24 protein-coding genes and 1 riboswitch are annotated in these 24,387 nt (G+C 49.2%); of the genes, 13 read left to right on the forward strand and 11 right to left on the reverse strand.

The features are described from left to right. Positions 1–34 precede the first annotated feature (34 nt). Together AB5H98_RS07195 and AB5H98_RS07200 are read right to left on the reverse strand one after the other, a co-directional pair. A complete protein-coding gene (locus AB5H98_RS07195; protein WP_367925237.1) occupies positions 35–706 on the reverse strand; it encodes an ABC transporter permease in 672 nt (223 codons plus the stop codon). Beyond that, positions 707–1,414, reverse strand: a complete 708-nt coding sequence (locus tag AB5H98_RS07200) for an ABC transporter ATP-binding protein (RefSeq protein ID WP_367925238.1) — start codon at positions 1,412–1,414, stop codon at positions 707–709. 202 nt (positions 1,415–1,616) lie between these two features. Here AB5H98_RS07200 and AB5H98_RS07205 point away from each other — a divergent pair, with 202 nt between their 5' ends. Then, positions 1,617–2,195 (forward strand): TetR/AcrR family transcriptional regulator, encoded by a 579-nt coding sequence (locus AB5H98_RS07205; protein WP_367925239.1) that lies wholly within the window; start codon positions 1,617–1,619, stop codon positions 2,193–2,195. Between the two features lie 68 nt (positions 2,196–2,263). Here the strand turns inward: AB5H98_RS07205 and AB5H98_RS07210 are convergent, their stop codons facing one another. Next, positions 2,264–2,767, reverse strand: coding sequence for a DUF4352 domain-containing protein (locus tag AB5H98_RS07210; protein WP_367925240.1), 504 nt, complete (start codon positions 2,765–2,767; stop codon positions 2,264–2,266). A gap of 205 nt (positions 2,768–2,972) precedes the next feature. Here AB5H98_RS07210 and AB5H98_RS07215 point away from each other — a divergent pair, with 205 nt between their 5' ends. Further along, on the forward strand, positions 2,973–3,419 hold the full coding sequence (locus tag AB5H98_RS07215; RefSeq protein WP_367925241.1) for a MarR family winged helix-turn-helix transcriptional regulator: 447 nt from the start codon (positions 2,973–2,975) through the stop codon (positions 3,417–3,419). Positions 3,420–3,446: 27 nt separating this feature from the next. Then, positions 3,447–4,295, forward strand: a complete 849-nt coding sequence (locus AB5H98_RS07220; RefSeq protein ID WP_367925242.1) for a DegV family protein — start codon at positions 3,447–3,449, stop codon at positions 4,293–4,295. Between the two features lie 43 nt (positions 4,296–4,338). Here the strand turns inward: AB5H98_RS07220 and AB5H98_RS07225 are convergent, their stop codons facing one another. After that, complete coding sequence (locus tag AB5H98_RS07225) at positions 4,339–6,552, reverse strand: glycoside hydrolase family 2 protein (RefSeq protein ID WP_367925243.1); 2,214 nt, start codon at positions 6,550–6,552, stop codon at positions 4,339–4,341. A 45-nt stretch (positions 6,553–6,597) separates the two neighbouring features. Then, positions 6,598–8,418 carry a glycoside hydrolase family 3 protein gene (locus AB5H98_RS07230; protein WP_367925244.1) on the reverse strand — a complete coding sequence of 607 codons (1,821 nt, stop codon included), beginning with the start codon at positions 8,416–8,418 and terminating at the stop codon, positions 6,598–6,600. A gap of 235 nt (positions 8,419–8,653) precedes the next feature. Between AB5H98_RS07230 and AB5H98_RS07235 the strand changes: the two genes are divergently transcribed. The 3 genes from AB5H98_RS07235 to AB5H98_RS07245 all read left to right on the forward strand — a co-directional run bounded on the left by AB5H98_RS07235 (position 8,654) and on the right by AB5H98_RS07245 (position 12,379). Then, positions 8,654–9,877 (forward strand): helix-turn-helix transcriptional regulator, encoded by a 1,224-nt coding sequence (locus tag AB5H98_RS07235; protein ID WP_367925245.1) that lies wholly within the window; start codon positions 8,654–8,656, stop codon positions 9,875–9,877. A gap of 171 nt (positions 9,878–10,048) precedes the next feature. Further along, positions 10,049–11,467: an MFS transporter gene (locus AB5H98_RS07240; RefSeq protein WP_367925246.1), complete on the forward strand. Its 1,419-nt coding sequence runs from the start codon at positions 10,049–10,051 to the stop codon at positions 11,465–11,467. Between the two features lie 69 nt (positions 11,468–11,536). Further along, positions 11,537–12,379, forward strand: coding sequence for an HAD family hydrolase (locus tag AB5H98_RS07245; RefSeq protein ID WP_367925247.1), 843 nt, complete (start codon positions 11,537–11,539; stop codon positions 12,377–12,379). A gap of 66 nt (positions 12,380–12,445) precedes the next feature. Here the strand turns inward: AB5H98_RS07245 and AB5H98_RS07250 are convergent, their stop codons facing one another. Together AB5H98_RS07250 and AB5H98_RS07255 are read right to left on the reverse strand one after the other, a co-directional pair. Then, the gene (locus AB5H98_RS07250) at positions 12,446–13,234 is read right to left on the reverse strand and encodes an N-acetylmuramoyl-L-alanine amidase (RefSeq protein WP_367925248.1); all 789 of its coding nucleotides are present in this window, start codon (positions 13,232–13,234) and stop codon (positions 12,446–12,448) included. Positions 13,235–13,244: 10 nt separating this feature from the next. Then, a complete protein-coding gene (locus AB5H98_RS07255) occupies positions 13,245–14,060 on the reverse strand; it encodes a polysaccharide deacetylase family protein (RefSeq protein WP_367925249.1) in 816 nt (271 codons plus the stop codon). Between the two features lie 122 nt (positions 14,061–14,182). Between AB5H98_RS07255 and AB5H98_RS07260 the strand changes: the two genes are divergently transcribed. After that, on the forward strand, positions 14,183–14,395 hold the full coding sequence (locus tag AB5H98_RS07260) for a hypothetical protein (protein WP_367925250.1): 213 nt from the start codon (positions 14,183–14,185) through the stop codon (positions 14,393–14,395). A gap of 42 nt (positions 14,396–14,437) precedes the next feature. Here the strand turns inward: AB5H98_RS07260 and AB5H98_RS07265 are convergent, their stop codons facing one another. The 4 genes from AB5H98_RS07265 to glyA all read right to left on the reverse strand — a co-directional run bounded on the left by AB5H98_RS07265 (position 14,438) and on the right by glyA (position 20,348). Then, positions 14,438–16,825: a glycoside hydrolase family 3 N-terminal domain-containing protein gene (locus AB5H98_RS07265; protein WP_367925251.1), complete on the reverse strand. Its 2,388-nt coding sequence runs from the start codon at positions 16,823–16,825 to the stop codon at positions 14,438–14,440. 13 nt (positions 16,826–16,838) lie between these two features. Further along, entirely contained in the window at positions 16,839–18,104 is a 1,266-nt protein-coding gene (locus tag AB5H98_RS07270) for a replication-associated recombination protein A (protein WP_367925252.1), read from the reverse strand. A gap of 10 nt (positions 18,105–18,114) precedes the next feature. After that, on the reverse strand, positions 18,115–18,951 hold the full coding sequence (locus AB5H98_RS07275; protein ID WP_367925253.1) for an alpha/beta hydrolase: 837 nt from the start codon (positions 18,949–18,951) through the stop codon (positions 18,115–18,117). 146 nt (positions 18,952–19,097) lie between these two features. Beyond that, positions 19,098–20,348, reverse strand: coding sequence for a serine hydroxymethyltransferase (gene glyA / locus AB5H98_RS07280; RefSeq protein WP_367925260.1), 1,251 nt, complete (start codon positions 20,346–20,348; stop codon positions 19,098–19,100). 145 nt (positions 20,349–20,493) lie between these two features. Between glyA and nth the strand changes: the two genes are divergently transcribed. From nth to AB5H98_RS07310, 6 genes are all read left to right on the forward strand, one after another. Then, positions 20,494–21,153, forward strand: coding sequence for an endonuclease III (nth, locus tag AB5H98_RS07285; protein ID WP_367925254.1), 660 nt, complete (start codon positions 20,494–20,496; stop codon positions 21,151–21,153). Further along, entirely contained in the window at positions 21,150–21,542 is a 393-nt protein-coding gene (locus AB5H98_RS07290; protein ID WP_367925255.1) for a DUF3887 domain-containing protein, read from the forward strand. Before nth ends, AB5H98_RS07290 begins: the two co-directional genes overlap by 4 nt. Positions 21,543–21,607: 65 nt before the next feature. Then, the gene (locus AB5H98_RS07295; protein WP_367925256.1) at positions 21,608–22,345 is read left to right on the forward strand and encodes an AzlC family ABC transporter permease; all 738 of its coding nucleotides are present in this window, start codon (positions 21,608–21,610) and stop codon (positions 22,343–22,345) included. Next, the gene (locus tag AB5H98_RS07300; RefSeq protein WP_367925257.1) at positions 22,332–22,652 is read left to right on the forward strand and encodes an AzlD domain-containing protein; all 321 of its coding nucleotides are present in this window, start codon (positions 22,332–22,334) and stop codon (positions 22,650–22,652) included. Before AB5H98_RS07295 ends, AB5H98_RS07300 begins: the two co-directional genes overlap by 14 nt. Before the next feature lie 43 nt (positions 22,653–22,695). Next, a riboswitch (TPP riboswitch) is annotated at positions 22,696–22,796 on the forward strand. Between the two features lie 71 nt (positions 22,797–22,867). Then, positions 22,868–23,428, forward strand: coding sequence for an energy-coupled thiamine transporter ThiT (gene thiT, locus AB5H98_RS07305; protein ID WP_367925258.1), 561 nt, complete (start codon positions 22,868–22,870; stop codon positions 23,426–23,428). A 112-nt stretch (positions 23,429–23,540) separates the two neighbouring features. Beyond that, on the forward strand, positions 23,541–24,176 hold the full coding sequence (locus AB5H98_RS07310) for an AAA family ATPase (RefSeq protein WP_367925259.1): 636 nt from the start codon (positions 23,541–23,543) through the stop codon (positions 24,174–24,176). The last annotated feature ends 211 nt before the right edge of the window (positions 24,177–24,387 follow it).

Consider the following 24,387-nt stretch of genomic DNA (forward strand, 5'->3'; position numbering starts at 1 on the left):
AGCAGTGAATCCGTTTGCGCTGCTCCGGAAACGGTCAAATAGGCACTGTGTAAACATCCTGGACAAAATTTTCGCTGCCCACATACATGACAAGTCCTAAAGTTCCGTTTCCTACCGAAGCAGGCTCCCGTTCCAAAGAAAAGTAGTAACTGGAGCGCACTACGCCTACTACTTTGAATTCCCGCCGGGCCAGTGTGTCATCCACATCTTCATTTTCCTCGGAGACTGTGAGCACATCGCCCACGGAGAAGGATTCCGAAGTAAGCGTCCCCTGCTCTACGACACATTCATCCTCTTTGACGGGCAAACGGCCCTCTACTACTTCCACACGGTTTAAGTAGTTTTCCGGTTCCTTCTCTTCAATCTGATCCAACGGCAAACTGTGAATACGCGTGACCAAGCTGTCCCCATTGGGAGTGTCCACCATCACATCCGTAGACCAAGCGGGCATTACTTCCTCTACCCCATCTACATCCCGAATGGCCTCAATGTCATCCTCGGACAAGCCCAAATCACTCATTACTCGGATGTCGTATAATTTTGTTTCATCAAAATACTTGTCACCGGAATAGCGCATGTCCGGTGTAGTGGCCAGCAGGCCGGCCAAAAAGCCAACCCCCAGCGCCACAATGGCAAAAATCGCCAAAAAACGGCTCATGGTCTGCCGCACAGTGCGCAGCACGACCTTACGATATGTTCTGCGCATTTACCACTCGATCCTTTCCACCGGAATAGGTTCGGCGTTCATCTCCACGGACTGAACGGCGCCACTTTTAATGCGAATGACACGGTCCGCCATGGCCGCTAAAGCCGAGTTATGCGTGATTACAATGACGGTGCGTCCCATCTGGCGGCACGTAGCCTGAAGCAGTTTCAGCACTTGTTTACCTGTATTGTAGTCCAGAGCTCCAGTCGGCTCATCACACAGGAGAATCTTCGGATTTTTTGCCAATGCACGAGCGATGGAAACACGCTGCTGTTCGCCGCCGGAAAGCTGTGCGGGGAAATTATCCATCCGGTGCTCCAGCCCTACCAGACGGAGCGTCTGGTCCGCAGGAAGAGGGTCCTTGCAGATCTCACTGGCCAACTCCACATTTTCCAGCGCAGTCAGATTTTGCACAAGGTTATAAAACTGAAAAACAAATCCCACATCGTACCGGCGATAGGTGGTCAACTGTTTATTGTTATAGGCACTGATCTCCTGGCCATCCAAATAAATCCGGCCCTCGTCACAGGTGTCCATTCCACCCAACATATTCAAAACCGTCGTCTTGCCAGCGCCAGAAGGCCCCAAAATTACACAAAACTCACCTTTCTCAATGGTAAAACTAATATGATCCGCCGCGGCGATCCTGGTATCGCCCATCTGATAGTACTTGCAAACGCCATCAAACTCCACAAAATGGCCCGTCATCGTTCTCTCTCCTTATAACAAACAGTATGTTAATTAATAAACGTACTGTTGATTAATTTGCCGTAACTTTATTATAATAAATGCATAGGGCAAGAGCAATCGGCAAAGAAGGCTTTTTTGTGGAAAAATAGACAGAGGCATGCTCTTTTGTCGATTTTCTTTGTGAAGAGTTTGTGAAGTTTTTGTGTGGGAGGAAACCATTATGCCGCAAAAGGATGATCGCCGCGTGCGAAAGACGCGAAACCTGCTGCGTCAGGCTTTGGTGCAGTTGATGAACCAAAAAAGCATTCAGGAAATCACAGTCACACAGTTGTGCGAAGCGTGCGACATTAACCGCGGAACTTTTTATCTGCACTACAACGATGTATACGATCTTTTGAACCGAATTGAACAAGAAATGTTGACCGACTTTGAAAATGTATTAGGACAGTTAGTGCCAGAAGAGATCGTAGGACAGCAGTCTCCCAGCCCCGCCATGTGCCGCCTGTTTGAATTTTTAGCTCAGAACGCTGATATGTGCAAAGTTCTTTTATGCAACAATGGGGACATGGCCTTTGTGGAGAAAGTAAAAGGCATTGTAGAAGCAAGAATCATGAACAAATGGAGCGCTCAGTTTGAACGCGCAGGATACGCTGAAAAAGAATATGTTTTTGCCTTTATTGTGTCAGGCTGTATGGGTATGCTTCAATATTGGCTGGAAAATGACATGCCGCTTTCTCCCTTGGAGATGGCAGCTATGATGGAGAGCATTCTGGTGCGTGGACTGACTGCGCTCCAATAACCGTGTAAAGTTCATTTGCCTTACACATAAAAAAGCAGCGTTTTCACATAGGAGAACGCTGCTTTTATTTAAACTTCAAACTGTACAGTGAAAAGATCTCCTTCACCGCTGTTTCCATCCTCATCTGTGTATTGTTCCAAATAAACAATTCCAAAGCTCGTTAAGTCTGCGGGCACTTCAAACACCAAATCATAACTGGCGCTTTCCCCATCTGCAAGTTCCCACTCCAACGGCATCATCGTGTCGGCATAAGCATCCAGTGACCACGCATAATCTTCCTCGCCCTCGCCCCATTGCAACTGAAAATCTGTATCAAACATGGGAAGAGCCTCGCCAAAGGTATTATCTATGGTCACATTGCATACCACCAATTGATATCCATCCGCTGCTGCATAACCTTCATATTCGCTTGCACTCTCTGCGCTATTGACCGTCCAATCAAAAAACATATTGGACAGCTTGTCGCCCACTACACCATCCAGTTTCTTTTCTGCCAATGGATTGACGCCCACACACGCCGTCAGACAAACTGCTACAACTGCCGCAACAACCAGTTTCCACACCTTTTTCATGTTTGTGTTCCTCCCTGTCTTTTAAAGTACTGGCCTTGGTTAAAGCATACTGGAAACTGCGAAAATTTTCAATATAAAATACAAAATGTATTATTTTATATTAATAATACATTTTTGGGAGTTTTTTGTCGTCTACGGTTGACAAGAACGTCCCCTTCGCGTATAATGCGATTGTTTGAAGTTCAAACTATAAAGGAGGCATTGCATGACTCCAGAGCAACAAATGTTAAATCGTTTTTTAGTAGAAGTGTTTGGTGACATTCTGCGCCTCGAGGAGGCAAGTCTGCGCAAACACTGCCCGCATCTTTCCGTAACAGAACTTCATGTTCTGGAAGCCGTAGCTGGCTGTACCGGAACGGAAGGTGCCGGAATGGCCGCCATTGCCGCGGCTTTGGGGGTAACGGCAGGGACCGCCACTGTGGCTGTAAAAACGCTGGAGCAAAAGGGATATCTGGCACGGACCAAAGCCCAAACGGACCGCCGGCGAGTTTACGTTCAACTGACGGACGCGGCCGGACCGGTGTTGCGTCAGCATGCTCTGTTCCACCAGCGTATGGTCGAACAAGTATCGTGCACATTGTCCCACGAACAATTGGACACTCTTTGTAAAGCACTCGAAACTCTACATGGTTATTTTCTATCCAGCCGTTAAGTTGCCATTTGAAAGGAGAAACTGTACATGATTCGAATTTTGACTGATTCTACTGCTGATTTTCCTGCAGAGGAAGCTGCCGCACTGGGTCTGCGCGTTGTTCCGCTACAGGTCAATTTCGGAGACGACCATTACCGGGACGGTGTTGATCTGACTCCCGAGACGTTTTATGAAATGCTGGAAAACGCTCCGAAACTTCCTACTACCAGCCAGCCCAGTCCGGAGGCCTTTTTAAATGAATTTGAAGACGCCAAAGCGGCCGGTGATGAAGTAGTTTGCGTACTGTTGGCGGGATTCCTTTCCGGAACCGTACAAAGTGCTCAAATTGCCAAAGCCGAAGTGGAGTACGATGGAATTTACATTGTAGACAGCAAAACTGCCACTCTTGCGGAACAGCTTTTGGTGCGCCGCGCCATCCAGCGAGTCCAGGAGGGCTTTACTGCACCGGAAATCGTAGCGGATCTGGAACGCGCACGGGAAAATTTGCATTTGTTTGCGCTGGTGGATACATTGAAATATCTGCACAAAGGTGGCCGGTTGCCCACGGCCGCGGCCATTGCAGGTGGTCTGCTGGGCATCAAACCGGTCATCGGTGTTCAGAATGAAAAGCTGGGCATGGTCGACAAAGCGCGCGGCCTGCCCGGAGCATACGTTGCCATCTTCAAGCAGATTGACAAAGTGGGCGGCATTGACGAAGATTGGCCCGTATGCGTGGGATATACCGGAAAGAAACAGGGTGTGGAACCCTTCATGCGCTATGTGACCAACAACCTGCATTTGCAAAAGCCGCTGTTGTTCCCCATTGGAACTGTCATTGGAACCCATGCGGGACCAGGGGCATGCGGAATCGCATTCTTTTCACATTCGCAGCAATAAGAAAAAGGGAGAGGCAACTGCCTCTCCCTTTTTTATGCAAAAATTACTTTTTGATTTGAGTCAACAGACTATTGATATATCCCTTTGCATTTGCGGGCACCTTTTTGCCCATCAGGTTCAGGATATTCTCCAGTGTCATGGACTTGATCATGCCCATCATGTTTTTCATGCTTTTGCCCATTCCGCCGCCGGCGCCCATTTTGTTAAACAGGTCTTCCAAAATCTTGGCGCCTTCTGCATTTTCCATAATGGTGCCGAGTTTGTCCTTAATGGACAGGTATCCCTCGGGGAATTCCAGTTTCATTTCGTTGCCCAGTTCATCAAACCAGTTGCCAGCCTCGGTCTGCTCCTGCGGCAACACATAGCTCTCATTGGCTTTGTCCACACCGTTCAAAGTGATGGTATCATCGGCAGCACCCTCTGCTTTTGCCGTCACCGTGTTGGCGCCATTGTGCAAAGCCACTTCCGGGAACACACACATATGGTCCACAGCCTGTACCTTTCCTACCTCAGAACCATTGACATACAAGGTCACTTCCGGGCAGTTGGTGTACACCGTTACATCCCGCTGACCGGGAGCACGATCCACAAAGCGAGCACCACATACATGCACCATGGGCTCTTTGGTCCAGTAGGCTTTATAAATGAAGAAGGAGTCCTTCTTAATCTTACGGTCGTAAGTCACCAAGCCTTTGTTGTTCCGGCCCTCGCATCCGCCTTCATCACGAGCATCGGCGGCAAAGTCAAACATATTCCAGACGTGCGTGCTCCAAAGATAAGGACGCGTAGCAAAAGTTTTCAGCATTTCGTGGTGATAGTAAGCTTGATATTCCTCGGTGTAATCGTGATTTTCCGGTTTCGCAGAGTGCCAGCTCAAAATAGCCTCGGCGCCATACTCGGACACACCCAGAGGACGGTCAGGATTCTTTTTGTGGAACTCATCCAACCAGGAACCATTCTCGGACACATCGCCCACGTACCAACCGAAATAATGGTTGTAGCTGAGCACATCGGTGATGTACACGTGTTCGGAATCCATGGGAACCATAGAAACTTGTGCCATGGTGGTCAAACGGCTGGGGTCCAGTTTTTTGACCAACGCGTTCAACTCGCACAAATTCTGATACAAAGGCTCGCTCTCACCGGCAATGGTGATTTCGTTGGAAATACCCCAGAAGAAAATAGACGGATGATTGTAGTTCTGCGCAACCAGCTCCGTCATTTGGCTGATCGTATTGTCCTTGGCATCTTCCCCTTCACGGAAAACGCTAATAAAGGGAATCTCTGCCCACAGTACCATACCTGCCTTGTCGCAGATATCATAGAAATACTGTGCGTGCTGATAATGCGCCAAACGAATGGTATTGGCGCCCACCTCTTTGATCAATGCCAAATCTTCGTCGTGCTCTTTCTCGGTGATGGCCCAACCCATATCCTGACGGTCCTGATGACGGGACACACCGTGCAACGGATAGCTCTTTCCATTCAGGAAGAAACCATTGGCAGGATCCACATGGAAGCTGCGGTAACCATAACTCACAACCACTTCATCGCTCACTTTGCCGTCCTGAATCAAGCAAAGCTGTGCAGTGTACAAATACGGATCATCCAGTCCGTTCCACAGATGCGGATTCTCCACATCCAGAACGATCACGGTATGCTCCTGTGCCGGAGCGCTGGCACTGGCGACTTCGTTTCCCTGAGCGTCTTTCAAAACGCACTGAACCAAGCAGCCCTCTGCATGTACGGGGAAAGCATCCACACGCGTTTTTCCGGCTACATGAGGAGTGACAAACACACCATTTGTACCACATTTCAACAAATCGAAATGCGCAGGAGCAACTTCAATGAAGCTCACATTGCGATACAAGCCGCCATAGAAAGTAAAGTCAGCCTGCTGAGGATAAACATCGCACTCTTCGTTGGTCACATCAACGACTAGCTCATTGTTTGAATCTTTGAGCACATCGGTCAGCTCAAACCGGAAAGTAGAAAAACCACCTTTGTGTGTGCCCAGTTCTTTTCCGTTGCAGCTCACGGTTGCCACATGGTTAGCACCCTCGAACTGAATGTACTGACGTTTGCCTGCAGTAGGAGCCGGCAATTCAAATTTGTAGGTAGCATGGCCGCGCCAATAATCGCTTCCGCCATCCTGTCCATCCAGGTTGTTCCAAGTGTGAGGCATGCTCACAGCGCTAAATTCTTCGCCCTGCTTTGCAAACAAGGCTTTTTCCAAAACAGTCTGTGTACGCATCATAATTTTTGTTCCTTTCTGTTATTCCCAATCCACATTTTTATTTTCTCACATATGCGTATCCCACATGCCGCAAAATGCGTCCACGGGGTCGGTTCCTGTAAACTCGCTCTCACCGCACATCTTCTCTACCAAGGCATCCAGTGTATCATCCTTCGCGTCATAAGCATTGATATACGTGCGAGCCTGCGGCACATCCGCCAAAAGGAAGGGATGTCCTACACTGGCCACGACTACGGGCAGCTCATGCACGTACCAAGGAATCTCTCCGCCGCCCTTGCTCATAGCCCAGGCAACGCGCTCGCAGGTCTGTCCCATTCCGTTTACCTCGCCCAATGTCAAGACCAAGTCCTGCTTGGCTACGAAGTCTTTAATGGGTGTCTTGCCTGCAAAATAAACCATCATAGCGCGCATCATTTCTGCACCCTGGTCCGGTTTTTCGCCATTTTTCTCTGCCTCAGCAGCTTTCGCAGCAGCCTCTTTTTGCAGCTTGGTCACAGGATCTTCGTAAATTTCCACCTCAAAGCCACGCTGTTTGAGCCGCTCGGCCAGCTTCTCGGCAGTGCTGGGACCCTTTCCGCCTTTCATCAGTGCAAAGATACCACCACCGGATGCGCCCTTGGCAGGTACCAGCATAATACGTTTGTACTTTTCCGGAGTAAGCGGGAATACATTGTCCTTATTTTTTACCAGCGTCACTGCGCGCTCGCTGACCTCGCGTGCCATGGCCTTGTGCTCTTCGCAACCCACTATGCGTGCCATGTCCTCACGGGGAGGCATGATTTCCGTAGATTTCTTTTTATGCAGACCCAAACGAGCCTTCAATCCCAGGATACGCTCCAGCGCCTCTTGTAAACGCTCTTCTGTAATGACGCCGTTTTTATACCCATCCATCATATAACCGAAGTCTTCGTCCATATCATTGAAGAACAGGAACATATCGCAACCAGCAGCAATGGCACGGGGAAGCATCTCACTGCGCTTCATCATACAGGTCAGGCCCACCATGTGAGAAGCGTCCGTCAAAATCATACCGTTGAAGCCCAACTCTTTGCGCAGCAATCCCTGCAGCAATTCGGGACTGAGCGTCGCGGGCATAATGTCTTCATCTTTAATGGAAGGATTGATTTTTCTCGTCCAAGCCGGTTGCATGATGTGCCCTGCCATGATGGCTTCCAAGCCACAGTCGATCAATCCCTTATACACCTTGCCATAAGTGGCCATCCAAGTGTCACAATCAGCGCTGTTGACGCTGGGAGACAAATGCTGATCGCGTTCGTCAATGCCGTCGCCGGGGAAGTGCTTGGCCGCGCAGCCAAAACCTGCATTCTCATGAGCCCCTTTGAAATACGCCTGTGTCATGCGCGCCACCACATCGGGATCATTGGAGAAGCAGCGCTTTGAAATGACCGGATTACGCCAGTTTTGGTTGATGTCGGACAGCGGCGCAAAACTCAAATTGCAGCCAATGGCCGCCGCTTCCTTATTGGAAATACGGCCCATCTCATACGCGTATTTCTCGTCACCGGTAGCGCCGATTTTTACGGGCATACCGATTTCGGTTCCATCCGTGCAAGCACCATTTCCGCCACCCTCTGTGTTGCAGGCGATGATAAGAGGAATCTTCGCATTTTCTTGCAGAATACGATTCTGCTCATAGATTTCATCCGATTTTCCGGGATTGTAGCGCACACCACCAATATGGTATTTCTGCACGCTTTCCTTTAAATAATTTTCCTCGCGGGAAGATCCCATGTTAAAGAACAATTGACCGATTTTTTCTTCCAGTGTCATATTGGCAATGGTATTTTTTACCCACGCCACACCTTCGTCATCCAAAAAAAACGGATTGGCTCTCAAATCAACCATGCGAACATCCTCCTTAAAATTCTTTTTGAAAAACAACCGGACACTTTTGACCGGTTTTACTTTTTTACATTTTAATGATATCCAATTTTTAGGTTTTCAATGAGAAAATTATTTGCAACAATGGTAATTTTTTTGCTATTTTTTAAAAAATATCAAAAAATATCTTTATAGCATCTAGAAATTACGATTTAAACCCGATATATTAAAAATAGAAAGCAAAATCGAGGTGACCTTTATGGCCAAACTGAAACAGCACGCACTCGCTTCGTTTTCAGAACTTGTGCAAGTGATGCTGGACACAAACTTTATCTACGTGAACCGTCGCTTGGTTCCGGACGAAATTCACGAGCCCAACTATATGCCGCCTCTTTTGAAAGAGCGATTTCACGATTTGCTTTACGGCGGTCTTTTGTTTGAATGCGAGCCGGACAACAGTGTAAGCGGACCGTTTTTCATTTATGAGATTGGCCTTGCCTGTGATACGTATATGTCGGTACTTTGCCTACCGGAACACGAAGGATTTATTCTAATCGGACCTTACCTTCCAGACACTACTCAATCCGATACACTCGAGGCTCTGTTGACCGATGCGGGCATTCCTCTTTCCCAAAAGAACATTTACAGCACTTATTTAAATACCCTGCCCGTTTTGGATCAGTCCAAACTTTATGTTGTCTTTTCCGCATTTGTCTCCAGTGAATACCAAAAAGAAGTTGAACGGGATTTTCACGGGTTCAATATATCGCCGGAACATCCTGCACCTTGTCCGGTATTTGAGGAAGATACGCTCCAGCTTCGCGCCGAAATGCTGGAAAAGCGTTACGCGGAAGAACACCGTCTTTTAAATATGGTCATCAAAGGCGACTTAGATGCAGTGTACAATATGGGTTCCAAAAGTTTTTCTTTGGACCGGGTTCCCAACAAATTGCGCAATGAAAAAAATTTGATGATCATTCTGAATACGCTGTTCCGGAAAAGCCTCGAAACCGCTCATGTGCATCCGTTGTACATCGATGCCATCAGCGGGAAATGGGCGGTACGCATCGAAAATATTGACCGAATCAGTCAGGTCGACGCCTTGCGCCGAGATATGATACGAGATTATTGCCGAGAAGTTCAGCACCATAGTTTGGCCAACTACACCCCCAATGTACGTGCCATGATCAACTTCGTGAACTTTAATTTAAATGACCCGGAATTGAGCTTAAAAAAAATTTCTGAACATCTTGGTGTAAATGCCAGCTATTTGTCCCAACATTTTAATAAGGAAGTAGGACGCAGCCTTCCGGAATACATTACGGACAAGCGCATCAGCCAAGCCAAGCAGCTTTTGTCCAGCGATACGAACTTGAGCGTAAATCAAATTGCATCTGCCACTGGATTCACCGATGTAAACTACTTTACAAAAGTTTTTAAACGATACACCGGTTATACGCCCACATCTTTTCGCAAGCAGTAGCAAAATAGTAAATTGTTTGTTTTTTTCTAAAATTAGTAAAAAAATTACCTGTTAAGTAAAATAAGTACTCACGCGAGTCTTTTAAAAATGTTATTCTGAAATCGTTAGAACGGCGTAATGACAATACGCTTCAAATTAGTACAGTAAATCTTGGGAGAAGGAGACAATATTATGGCATACGATACCAATGCTTCTGTGCGGCCGTTTGGCATCCGTGACAAGATCGGCTACTTGTTCGGAGACCTGGCGAATGACTTTACTTTCATTTTTGCCAGTAGCTACCTGATGAAGTTCTATACTGACGTTCTGGGTGTTTCGGCCGCACTTGTGGGCGTTTTGTTCTTAGTGGCGCGCTTCGTTGATGCGTTCACTGACGTGGGAATGGGTCGTCTGGTAGATACCTTACCCGCCGGTAAAAACGGTCGCTTCCGCCCCTGGTTAAAGCGCATGGCGATTCCTTTGTTCATCATCAATGTTTTGATGTATCTCTATCCGGCTGCTAATCTTCCGACGAGTTTGAAGACTGTGTACATGTTTGTTACCTACATTTTATGGGGATCCGTGTGCTATACTGCTGCCAATATTCCCTACGGCTCCATGGCTTCTGTTATTACTGCTGAACCTGGGGAGCGCACCAGTTTGTCCACATTCCGCAGCATGGGTGCGATGATTGCAGGTATTTTGATCTCTGTCATTAGCCCGTTGATTCTGTTCCGGACAGAAAACGGCGCACAGATTGTTATTCCCGAGCGCTTCACCATTATGGCTGTAATTTTCGGTGTATGCGCAATGATCTGTTATTTGCTTTGCTATAATCTAACCACTGAGCGCATTCAACTAGCGCCCAAGAAAGCCGAAAAGGGAGCCGGCTTCTTTACACTGGCTGAAACACTTTTGACCAACCGCGCATTGCTGGCCATTATTGGCGCTGCACTTGCTATGCTGCTTTGCCAACTGATGGCGCAGAGCATGAATATTTACCTGTTTACCGACTATTTCAAAAGTGCAACTTTGTTGAGTGTCGTCTCACTGGCCAGCTTTATCCCCATGCTTCTCATGGCCCCGATTGCTCGCATTCTTTCTGAAAAATACGGTAAAAAAGAATGTTCCATCGTGGGTGTTGCTATCGCCGTATTGGGCTACGGCGCCCTGTTTGTAGTACACACCACAAACCCCATCGTCTATATCGTTCTGATGCTGATTGCCTCCATTGGCATGGGCTTCTTCAATATGGTCATTTGGGCATTCATCACCGATATCATTGACTACCAGGAAGTTCGTACTGGAAGCCGTGACGACGGTACCGTATACGCTATTTATTCTTTCAGCCGCAAAGCCGGTCAGGCTCTGGCGGGCGGCATCGGCGGTTTTGCTCTGTCGGCGGTAGGCTATGTCAGCGTCGCTGCGGGTCAACCTGCGGTTCAGCAAAGTCAGGCAACGCTGGATGGCATCTACAATATCAGCACTGCAGCTCCTACCATTGGCTATTTAGTCGTTTTGCTGCTGCTCATCTTTGTGTATCCTCTGGGCAAAAAAGAAGTAGACAAAAACGTGGCCATTTTGAAAGAGCGTCACGCCCAAGAGAAATAAACAACACTTATTTGCGGAGCAGGCACCCCCTGCTCCGCATTCTGTATTTTTACAAGGAGGAAAGAATCTATGACGAACTCCTTTGCTGACTTCGAAAAGAAAAAGGCGTTTCTTGTTTGTGTGGACTCAGACGGCTGCGCCATGGATACCATGGACATCAAGCATTTTCGCTGTTTCGGCCCGTGCATGGTCGACGAGTGGAAATTGGAACAATGGCGAGAGCCGATTCTCTCCCGGTGGAATGAGATCAATCTTTACACCATGACACGTGGAGTAAACCGGTTTAAAGGCCTGGCCATTGCCCTCGAGGAAATTGACAGGCAATATACACCCATTGAGGGAGTTGCGAATTTGATAAACTGGGTAGAAACCACTCATGCGCTCTCCAACAGCGCACTGGAGCAGGCCATTGCGGTTACAGATAGCCCTTGTCTGCGCAAAGCACTGCACTGGTCCCAACAGGTGAACGCCAGCATCAACCTGTTGGATGAATCTCTAAAAAAGCCTTTTTCGGGCGCTGCCGAAGGATTAGCGGCTGCGGCTAACTTTGCGGATGTGGCCGTTGTGTCCAGTGCTAATCGCGACGCAGTACTGGAAGAGTGGAGCCGATACAATCTTCTGGAACACGTAGATGTTGTTTTAGCACAGGATGCCGGATCTAAGAAGCATTGCATTGCCGAACTGTTGAAAAAGGGATATGCACCTGATCATGTGGTGATGGTTGGGGACGCACCCGGAGACCAGGCGGCTGCTGAAGCCAACGGTGTATACTTTTATCCGATTCTGGTAAAAAAAGAAGCCGACTCCTGGCGGGAATTCTGCACCGAAGCAACGTCCCATCTTCGCGACGGCGACTATGCTGCGTACGGAGAAAAAAAGCTGAATGCATTTTTAAAAAATCTTGGCGGCTAAACCATCAACTTTATTACAAAACCCGGGCGACCCAAAATGGTCGCCCGGTTTTTTCTTAAAATGAAGTCACACCATAGGCTGCGTTCCAAAATACTGGCAAATCGCTTGATAGTAAACTTGTGCAGCCCGTTCACATCCTTCGGGAGAGGCCCAGTTTTCTGCGTCTTGTGCATTGGTGACAAATCCTTGTTCTACCAGCACCGCGGGACAAGGTGCTTTTTCAAGAATGCCAAAACTTTTCAGTTCCCGCACTCGATCGTCCTCGCTGTCCACTAAAATTTTTCGTTTTCCCTCGTAATATGCAAAACGAATCCCATTTGTTCCGCGCAACCGATGCCCCGCTTGTTCCATCTGCTGTGCGATGCACTGTGCAAAAGCCATGGACTCCTGTGACCAGACGCGTCCTGGCGGTGTGGGAAAGCACTCAAATCCATGAGAACTGCTGTCCCCGTCGCTATTACCATGTATGCTCATCAAAAGACACGCTTTACGCTGGGCGGCCGTTTCCACGCGTTCATCGACGGAATATTTTTCTCCGTTTGGCCGAGTGCGCACTGGAACAAAATTATCATCCAAAGCCAATAAGTTGTACAATGCATCTACCGTCTGCTCACATAAAACCACTTCGTCCAGATATCCCTCGGCCCCAGTATCCATTCCACCGTGGCCTGCATCCAATGCCACAGTATAAGGCGGCTGCGTAGGCATCTCATACTCCATACTTACCTCTACCGTACGCCGGGTGCCAGCCCACAGAAGCAACAATACAATCACCGCCGCTGCCATTGCCAAAAGCCAGAACGGAGGACCCGAATACCGTCTTGGCCTTCTTCGATAAAATGATCGGCCTCGCATTGCTGCCTCCTCACTGTTGGGCGGGAGCTCCCAGTTCCGTCAAGCTCCCAAAGGTATACCCCATCTCTTCCCATTTGCTCAGCAATTCGTCCAAAATTTGAGCATTGGTCGCACTGGTAGAATGCAACAATACGATGGCTCCATCATGCGTACGCGGAAGAAGTTTGCTGAACGCTTTATCTCGAGTGGGCTGATCTTCTGTGTTCCAGTCTACATATGCCAAACTCCATAAGATTGTTTTATATCCCATTTCCTTGGCCCACACCAAATTTTCATCGCTGAATTTTCCCTCTGGCGGACGATAAAATTTGGGCATTTCCTGCCCGGTCACCTGTCCAAAAATTTCCTCCACATCCAAAAGCTCTTTTTCAAACGTCGCCCGATCCGTTTGTGATAAATCCGGATGATGCCATGTATGATTTCCCACCAGGTGTCCTTCATCCACCATACGTTTTACAAGCTCTGGGTTTTCTTCGATGTATGTTCCTACCACAAAAAACGCGGCTTGTGCATTGTGCTTTTTCAATGCATCCAAAATAGGTGCGGTATTTCCGTTTTCGTACCCTGCATCGAAAGTAATATATAAACGTTTTGTCCCCTGCTGACCACAATAGTATGCATCGTAAGGGGCCAACTCATCGCTGGTCAGCTCCGCACTTGGTGGCTGGTTCTCCTGCTGAAACGAAAGGCCCCAAGCATGGCTTTGTACTTCGGCTACCTGTGGGTCCGTTCCCAGAGCCATTCCGCCGACGGCAGAAGCTAGAATAAGGGCCATTATCCCCGTCAAAACACGATGAGTGGTTTGCTTTTTCATACAATAAAACATGATTTTCCCCCCTCGTGCAAACATATGATTCGAAAAAAGGCAGTATGCCGGCTTTTCTGGAAAAAAAAGCCTTGTTTATTGAACCCTTCCTCGCACACACTAACAGCATGGAGGTGTTCTGAATGCATGATTCCAAAAAACAGATCCACCGCTTTTCCAAAGATGGTCATCATTCCACCCATTTCGGCGGAGTGCAGAATGCACGAGTGGATCCATCACATACCATAAGAGATTTAGGATATGAAGATGACATACCCGCAGAATGGCTGCCGGCCACATATGAGAGCGGCTGTTTCGGCGGCTGGCACGACGAGCTTCCGGGCGACCCGGACTGATGGTCATTTACAAAAAAAGCGGCGCAAATGCACCGCTTTTTTTTACTTATTCTTTTTATCTTTTTTTCGGTTGCAAGCATCCAGCAAAATTTTCGCTTTTGATTCGCTGATCAAGAACCAAGCATTGCGCTGAACATTTCGAAATGGCAAATCGCCTACCATGGCATGCGAAACCTTTTCATTCACCTGTGCGTATGGCGAAAAATGCAAGGTTTTTCGCGTCATCACTCTGGCAACTGTTGCCAATGCACGCGCCAAGTGAGAATCCTGCATCTGGCGCAAAGGCGTGTTTCGGTCAAACTCTCCGAGCTTCGGAACTGAATTGTTCTGAGGTGTGCGACTGTGTACTGCATAAAAAGCCGCATCCGAAAACCGATTGTCTGAAAATGTTCCGTAAGGGCCCTCGGCACTTTGCGCATACGAAGGCATCACCGCTTGCCCCGAAATCAGCAGAGTCTTGCGCAAGGGAAGATCCCGACTACAAGCACCTACGCAAATTTCATACTGCCCTGCCTCGACGACAAACCGATGCTGCGTAGTATCGTAAAAAGAAAGCGCATCATACGGCACACAGATCTCTACCAGTTTTTCTTCCCCTTTTTCAAGATGCACCCGTGCAAATCCCACCAGAACATGCACCGGACGGTGAACTACCGAATGAGGACAGCCAGCATAAACTTGGACGATCTCGTCACCGGCTCGCTCTCCCACATTGGCCAAATGAACTTTGACGCATAGATCTCCGTTTTCCTTTTGTTCCACGTTCAAATCCTGATAGGCAAATCGCGTATAGGAAAGTCCAAAACCAAAGGGGAAGCGCACCTTTTGTCCCGCTTTGTCGTAATACCGGTACCCTACGTAAATGCTCTCATTGTACGTAACTACGCGGGGCCCCATAGGGAAATATCTCGCACTTGGATTCTCTTCAAGCCGCATGGGCCAAGTCTCCGCCAGTTTGCCGGATGGACATACTTCGCCAAATAGCAAGCGGTAGGTAGCCATTCCCAAACGCTCGCCACCCAAGGCCGTATACAATACCGCACGCACCTTGTCCAACCAAGGCATTTCCACCGGACTGCCCCCTGCCAGCACCACCACCAGATTGGGATTGGCCTGCGCCAGTTTTTCTAACAAACTCACCTGATTTCCAGGCAATTTCATATGCGTGCGGTCAAATCCTTCGCTCTCATAAAGATCCGTCAGACCCATAAAATAAACTACGGTCTGTGCCGTACGAGCAAATTGCACTGCCTGTTCTTCCAAGTCCGGGTCAGGTCGAGTATGATTTGTGTGATATCCCGGCGCGTAATTGACATAGGCCCATCCTCGTGCCTCCATGGCGCTGGTAAAACCAGTAGGACCGTGAGCATTGACAACACTGGATCCACCGCCTTGATAACGGCCAGTACCCGACGCCAATGCCCCGATCACTGCCAAATTGCTTTTTTCTTCCAATGGAAGGATGCCGTCATTTTTCAAAAGAACCGCCGACTGCTCGCAAGCCTTTTCTGCCAAGCTTCGATGTGCCGGCTGACTGTAATCCACCCGCGGCTTACGCGCATATTTCGCCACAAGGCGCAGCACATTTTTAACGGCTTCATCCAATGCCTGTTCGGACAAACGGCCTTCTCGCACGGCCTGCGCCACATCCTGATCCGTAGTTCCGCCGGAATAAGGCATCTCCAAATCCAGACCCGCTTTTACACCGGCTACTCGGTCATCCACCGCGCCCCAATCGCTCATAACAAGGCCGTCAAATCCCCATTCTTGACGCAAAATATCTGTTAAAAGTTTCTTATTCTGACTTGCATAAACACCATTGATGCGATTGTAACTGCACATTATCGTAGCAGGATGCCCCTCTTTTACTGCAATCTCAAAGGGCTTTAAATAGATTTCCCGCAACGCGCGCTCATCCACCTCTGCGGAAATCGTCATACGCAAAGTTTCCTGATTATTGGCAGCGAAGTGCTTGAGGCTGGCGCCCACTCCTTTTTTCTGGATCCCACGAATCATGGCCGCTCCCATCTTTCCCGCAACCAACGGATCCTCCGAAAAATACTCAAAATTGCGTCCACCCAACGGACTGCGTTTGATGTTTACACCTGGCCCGAGCAACACGCCCACACCGTGAGCAAGGCACTCTTCCGCAATCGCTGTCCCCACTTCTTCGGCCAGTGATTCATCCCAGGAACACGCCAGTGCGGCCGCCGTGGGAAAACACGTGGCCTTTACACTGTGTCCGCCGTTTGCCTTTGCGTTTTTGAGATCTTCCTTCCGCAGTCCATGGGGGCCATCGCTCATCCGCAGGGGCCACACACCCTTATCACACAGAGGCTTTGTTCTCCAAAAATCACGTCCGCTCATCAAACTTGCTTTTTCATCCAGTGTCAGACGTTTCACAAAGGCATCCAATTGGCGCTCCGTCATGGTTTGCTTCCTCCTATGGTTTTTTGATCTTTTCCCAATAAGCTTTGGCCGCCTGCTCCGTCTTATTCGGGCCATACTCATAATATTTTACTCCGACCAACACATCCGGAAGATATTGCTGCGCCACCCAGTGATTGGGATAATCATGGGGATAAAGATAGTGCTGACCTTTGTTTCGATTGTCCTCACCATCAAAATGACAATTCTGCAGTTGCCGTGGAACGGGACCTGTTCGTCCCCGGCGCAAATCCTCCGTTGCCGCCAGAATGGCGTCATGAGCGGAATTGGATTTTGGCGCCGTAGCCAATAAAATGGCGGCATCCGCCAAAGGCAGCCGTGCCTCCGGCATTCCCAGTTGCAACGCACTGTCCACACAAGCTTTCACAATGGGAATCGCCTGCGGATAGGCCAGCCCCACGTCCTCCGCCGCAATAACCAAAAGCCGGCGGCAGGCCGACAACAAATCTCCGCCCTCCAGAATACGCGCCAAGTAATGAATGGCCGCATCCGGATCCGAACCTCGAATGCTTTTCTGCAAAGCGGATAGACAATCGTAGTGCATGTCATCGCTCTTATCGTATCGTTGAGCCGATCGCTGCGTCACCTGTCCTACGATTTGCTGCGTCAGCATTCGCTGTCCATTTTCTTCCGGAAGTGCCGCGACTGCAAATTCTAAGCACCCCAATGCTTTTCGCATATCGCCGCCACAAGCGGATGCCAAAAGTTCCAGCGCCCCGTCTTCCAATCGAATGGGAATACCGTCCTCTTCACTCAGCCGTTTTATCGCATTCAAAAGCCCCTGCCGAACATCATCCGGTGAAAGGGGCTTGAATTCAAACACAGTGCAACGTGACAAAAGAGCGTTATAAATATAAAAATAGGGATTCTCAGTAGTCGATGCAATCAGTGTCACCGACCCGTCCTCCAAACACTCCAAAAGACTTTGTTGCTGCTTTTTATTCAGATATTGAATCTCATCCAGATACAACAAAATGCCATTCTGTGCAGCCAACGTCCCCACATCGCCCAACACCGCCTTAATATCAGACGTCCCGGCCGTGGTTCCATTAAGCTTATGCAGATGCATTTTGCTGTTTTCCGCAATGATTCGCGCCACCGTGGTTTTTCCCACTCCCGGCGGCCCATAAAAAATCATATTGGGCACTCGTCCCCGTTCCAGTGCGCTGCGAAAAACCTGCCCGGGTGCCAACAAGTGTTGTTGGCCGCACACTTCTCCTAATGTGCGCGGCCGCAGGCGATCTGCCAAAGGAGCACTCATAGCGTTCTCCTCACTGATGAACAACGGCACTGGAGCGCCAGTCGTTCATCTTTTTGGACGCATAACCGTTGCCCAGGAAATAGTCGATGGCATACACGAGACTCCGATCCCAGAAATTCCATTCATGGACACCATCCCACTGGATACGACGATAATACGCCAAATTCAGTTTATGCAATGTAGCGTGCAAAGAATCATTTTGCTCTACAATATGGTACGGTTCAATATCCTGCAATCCGTTGGTCAAGAGGATTTTTGGCTGACGCTGTGCAGGCAGCTCAGCCGCTTTCTGCGCGACATAATGCAAATTGCTCGCTTTGGGCAGCGCCAAGCTGTCGCCAAAAATGGGTGTAAACACTTCGCGTATTCCCGGGACGTTCGGATCACGCAGCATCAGCGCCAGATCCACCGCACCGGAGAAGCTGGCACAACCGCCCCAGATATCCGGTCGGGACATGCCGAGATACAGTGCACCGTATCCGCCCATAGATAAGCCCGCAATGAAATTGCGCTCTCTTTGCATAGGAATAAAGCGGAAAATATTGTGCAAAAGCACCGGCATTTCATCCACCATAAACGTGCGATATGCTCCGCCGTACATCATATTTTGATAAAATGAGTTGCCACAGTCGGGCACAATCAAAACAAGGCCATTATCCGCTGCATAGCGTGCTGCACTGGTCATCTGAAACCAGTCTTCAGCACAGTTTGTGTAACCGTGCAGCAACGTCAGACATCCCTTGATCTGATTTCCCACTTCGGCGGGAAGATCTGTAGGAAAATACAGTTTTACAGTAACTGTAGTCTGCAAAATCTGGGATTTCAGCTTGCAATCGATGTAGGCCATATTGACTCCTCTTTTCTTTATAAAAAACACGCGCTCTTTATGGCGCGCTTTCGCTCAGAATTCTGTCTTTTATTATATAAGAAACCGGGCGGTTTTACAATCCGCCCGGTATGCAAAAAAACATCTTTTTCTTTCTCACAACGTTCTTATTCGTACAAGGGGAAGCGCTTCACAAGATTCGCTACCGCAGTGCGCGTTTCCTCTTTTGTCTCATCAAAGCGGAAAATGCAATTGGCAATGCAATCAGCAATCACCTTCATCTCTTCAGGACCAAATCCGCGTGTGGTGACAGCCGGTGTGCCGATGCGCACTCCAGAAGTGACAAAAGGCTTTTCCGGATCGTTCGGCACAGTATTCTTGTTGGCGGTGATGTTCACTTCGTCCAAACGGGCTTCCAACACCTTTCCCGTAACGCCGGTGCCGCGCAAATCCACAGTCATCAAATGATTGTCCGTTCCGCCGGATACCAGTTTCACTCCCCGCTCCAAAAGCGCTTGGGCCAATGCGTGCGCATTGTCCACAATGGCCTTCTGATATGCTTTGAATTCCGGTTTCAACGCCTCGCCGAAGCACACCGCCTTGGCCGCAATGATGTGCTCCAGCGGGCCACCCTGCGTTCCCGGGAAAATCGCCTTATCGATGGCTTTGGCATACTCCTCCCGACACAAAATCAAACCGCCTCTGGGACCGCGCAATGTCTTATGCGTAGTGGTGGTCACCACATCCGCCCAAGGGACAGGATTGGGATGCAAGCCCGCCGCCACCAAGCCGGCAATGTGCGCCATATCCACCATGAACAGTGCTCCTACCTCTTTTGCAATACCAGCAATACGCTCAAAATCAATGATGCGCGCATAGGCCGAAGCTCCCGCCACAATGAGCTTTGGATGATTTTCCCGAGCCTTGCGCTCCAGTTCTTCATAATCCAGATACCCGTTCTCATCCACGCCATAAGAGATGAAATGGTAGTTTTTGCCGCTCATATTGACTGGGCTTCCATGAGTCAGATGACCGCCGTTGGACAGATCCATTCCCAACACCGTATCGCCCACATTCAACAGTGCAAAATAGACTGCCAGATTGGCCTGTGCTCCTGAATGGGGCTGCACGTTGGCATGCTGGGCACCAAATAACTCGCAAGCACGCTTACGGGCAATCTCTTCCACTACGTCCACACACTGGCATCCGCCATAATACCGGTGAGCAGGATATCCTTCCGCGTATTTGTTCGTCAGAACACTTCCCGTAGCCGCCATGACGGCAGGCGAAACAATGTTCTCCGATGCGATCAATTCGATGTTTTGTTTCTGGCGTTCCAGCTCCCGACGCATGGCCGCGCCGACTTCCGGATCGCGCTGTTCCACAAACCCAATGGTGTCCATCATATCCGCGTACATCTGCAAAACCCCTCTCCTATTTTGGCCTTCCAGGGCCATATTGTTTTTATTATAACTTTTTTTGTCTCGCCACACAACGCTTTTCTTGCGCCTGATACGCTTTTGTGCTATATTGTTCATACAATTGATAAAAGGGGGTTTTCCTATGCGCACCAAAGCGGATACCCGCCAAATTGTGGAGCGTTTGAAACAGGAATATCCGATCAGTGAATGTTCATTGACCTATGAGGATGCCTGGCAGCTTCTGGTCAGTGTGCGTCTGTCTGCCCAGTGTACAGACGCCCGGGTCAATGTGGTTACGAAAGAACTTTTTGCAAAATATCCCACGCTGGAGAGTTTGGCAGCCGCCGGTCCAGACGCCATCGAGGCAATTATCAAACCCTGCGGGCTAGGCAAGAGCAAGGCGCGCGATCTGTACGGCATGACCAACATGCTGCTGAAGGAGTACGGCGGAAAAGTTCCCAGTTCGATGGAAGATCTTCTGAAACTTCCCGGTGTTGGCCGTAAAAGTGCCAACCTGATTCGCGGAGATATTTTTCATCTGCCTGCTGTAGTGGCGGACACACACTGTATCCGCATGGCCAACCGCATTGGATTTGTCAATGACGACAAGGATCCAGTCCATGTGGAAAAAGCGCTGGTAAAGGTACTGCCGCCAGAAGAGTCCAACGATTTCTGTCATCGCTGTGTAATGCATGGCCGGGTAGTGTGCACCGCTCGAAAAGCCTATTGCGAAAAATGCTGTCTGCAGGAACTGTGCCGCACCGGCCGCAAGACACTGCCACAAAAGGAGGACGCAGAATGATGAAACGGATTTTCTTTTTCGTCCTGGCCTTCGCCTTGTGTCTGGGACTTGCGGGATGCGGTGGTTCTTTGCCTGAGGGCATGGATGAGGAGCAAGTCCGCCAGGCCGCTGAAACAACCATTTCCCAGTTGGTGGACGAAGACTATGCCGCTTTAACCGCATCGATGGATGACACCATGAAGCAAGCCATTTCTGAAGAAGAGTGGCCGGATATCTGGGAGCCAGTGGCCCAACAGATGGGAGCTTTTGTAGAATTGGAAAAGCACACCATTGTGGGGAAGGATGGCATGGCTGTCGACGTGGCAAAGGCAAAATTTGAAAATGGAACGCTCACTTTTACGCTCAGCTATGACACCTCGTACCGCTTAGCTGGTCTATATATGAAATAAGCAGTTGCCCGCGGCGTTGCCGCGGGCACATTTGTGTGTGAACACGTTTGAAAAGAGGCATTTTTTTGGAATCTAGAAAATCGTTGCAAAATTCTTTTGCCGCTGGTCTGCGGGACGGCCTTCCCATTGGCTTGGGATATTTTTCTGTGTCAATGACATTTGGAATTTTATGTGTTCTGGACGGGTTGCCTGTATGGGCCGCAGTTGCAATCAGCATGACCAATCTGACCAGCGCCGGACAATTTGCAGGGCTCTCCTTGATTTGTTCGCAAAGTTCCTTGTTCGAGATGGCCTTGACACAACTGGTCATCAATCTCCGCTACGCACTGATGAGCCTTTCCCTTTCTCAAAAACTTCACGCGAGCATCCGTCTTCCCGGCCGTCTTGGCATCAGCTACTTTATCACCGACGAAATTTTTGCGGTCGCGGCCAGTCAGCCCGGTGAGGTGGGTGGCCGCTATCTGACAGGTCTTGCCATTGCGCCCTATTTGGGATGGACTCTTGGTACGCTTTGTGGCGCTGTGGCCAGCGGTCTTTTGCCCGACAGTGTGCGCAGTGCTTTTGGAATTGCACTGTATGGCATGTTTTTGGCCATTGTGATCCCGGTCGCCCGCAAAAGTCGTGCGGTTCTGGGAGTGGTGACTCTGGCAGTGGCGCTAAGCTGCATCATGCGATTTGTGCCGCTTATAAATAGAATCTCCGATGGATTCGCCATCATTCTCTGTACCGTGATTGCTGCCGGAGTCGGAGCGATTTTGGCACCTGTTCCCGACCGAGAGGAGGATGACCATGTCGACGCGTGAATTTTTGATCTACATTGCAGTCATGGCGGGCGTGACCTATTTGATTCGAATGCTTCCCATGGTCCTTTTGCGCCAAAAAATCCACAGCCAGTTCGTAAAAAGCTTTTTATTCTATGTGCCTTATGCGGTGCTTGCGGCCATGACTGTGCCCGCTATTTTCGAAAGCACAGGAAGCTTTGTAAGCGCGTTGGCCGGATTTTTGGTCGCAGCCGCTCTGGCCTGGATGGGCGGGAATCTGCTGGCCGTGGCTCTGGTTGCTTGCGCCGCCGTTTACCTGGTGGAGTGGCTGCAGGGCATTTGGCGATAAAAACCTTGACAAGGGGTTGTTTGGTGCCTATAATGATACGCGGACATAAAAACAGGGGTGCTGTAAAAGGCTGAGATGCGATGGTTCGCAAACCCTTTACCTGATCCGGATAATGCCGGCGTAGGAAGTTTCTTTTCCATAAAGTGCTTTGTGCGCCTGCGGTGTGACCGTGGGCGCCTTTGTTTTTATGTACTACTGATGAGGGGGTCTCTTTTATGACCAAAACTTATTCGAAAACGCGCGTTCTGGTAGAATGCGCACTGATGATCGCCATTGGTACCGTGCTGGCGAACATCAAAATTTACACGCTTCCCAACGGCGGCAGTGTTACATTGTTCAGCATGCTTCCGTTCGTGCTGGTGTCTTTCCGGCACGGTGTTAAGTGGGGTCTGTTCACCGGCTTTGTCAACAGCCTTCTTCAGATGCTGCTTGGCTTCTGGGCCCCTCCCTCCCCTACCTTCTGGGCGTTTGCCGGCATGATTCTGCTGGACTATGTGATTGCCTTTACGGCTCTGGGTCTTGCCTGTGTATTTGCCAAGCCCTTCTCCAACCGGATGGTCGGTGTAGGTGTAGGTACCGCCGCTGTGTGCATCATCCGCTTTTTGTGCAGCTTCTTGTCCGGTGTACTGATTTGGGGCAATTTGTCCGACGGGTTGCCTGCATGGACATACAGCCTTGGTTACAATGCAAGCTACATGCTGCCTGAAACAATTCTCACAACGGTAGCCGCTGTCCTTCTGGCCCGGTTCGCCCCCAAGCTTTTCACAGCAGAATAACCAAAAACAACGCCGCAAAATTTTCACGCTCTGCGGCGTTGTTTTGTGGTAAAATAAGAAAGAGGAAAAGGCGCCCGCCTTTTCAAAACCGTGTCAAGGGAGGCTGACAGGTATGAGTAAACGCATTGTAATTTGCATTGGCAGAGAATTTGGAAGCGGCGGTCGTGAGATCGGCTGCGCAGTGGCGGAAAAACTGGGGATCCCTTTCTATGACAAGGAAATTTTGAAAAAGGCTGCCAAGGACAGCGGCATTGTGGAAGAACTGTTTGAAAATGCGGACGAAAAGCCCACCAACAGCTTTTTGTACACCTTGGCCATCGGCGCTCACGGGCAAGCTGTTAACAGCTTTACCAACTACAACGACTATCTAACCAACGATAAGCTGTTTTTGTTCCAGACCGATGCCATTCGAAAAATGGCAGACGAAAGCTCCTGCGTATTCATCGGTCGTTGCGCGGATTACATTTTGCGCGGACGAAAAGATATGTTCTCCGCTTTCATCCACGCTCCGATGGAACTACGCATTCAACGCATTTGCCGATTGTACAATTTGGAAGAAGATGCAGCTCGTTCTCTTATTAAAAAGACGGACCGAAGCCGTGCGAATTATCATAATTTTTATGCGGATCGCGATTGGGGCGCTGCCGGAAGTTATGATATGAGCATCAATTCCGGCAAATTTGGAGTGGATGGCGCCGTTCAGATGTTGGTTGCTGCCGCGGAAACATTCCGCAGTAAAAATAGTTGATGAAACATTTAAGCCGCCTTTCGAGGCGGCTTATTTTTGCGTCTTGATTTAGACAACATGTATAATAAAACAACTAAAACTCTATATTTTAAAGACGAAAATTGTGCAAAATGACCATTTTCTCCTTGACGAAGATATTTGAAATGATATAATGCAGGTAGATAGCAAGGCGGGGGAAAGAATGAGAAAAGACGTAACGATTCATGATGTA

It is taken from the genome of uncultured Ruthenibacterium sp. (assembly GCF_963558415.1).
In the GTDB taxonomy this organism is placed as follows: domain Bacteria; phylum Bacillota; class Clostridia; order Oscillospirales; family Ruminococcaceae; genus Ruthenibacterium.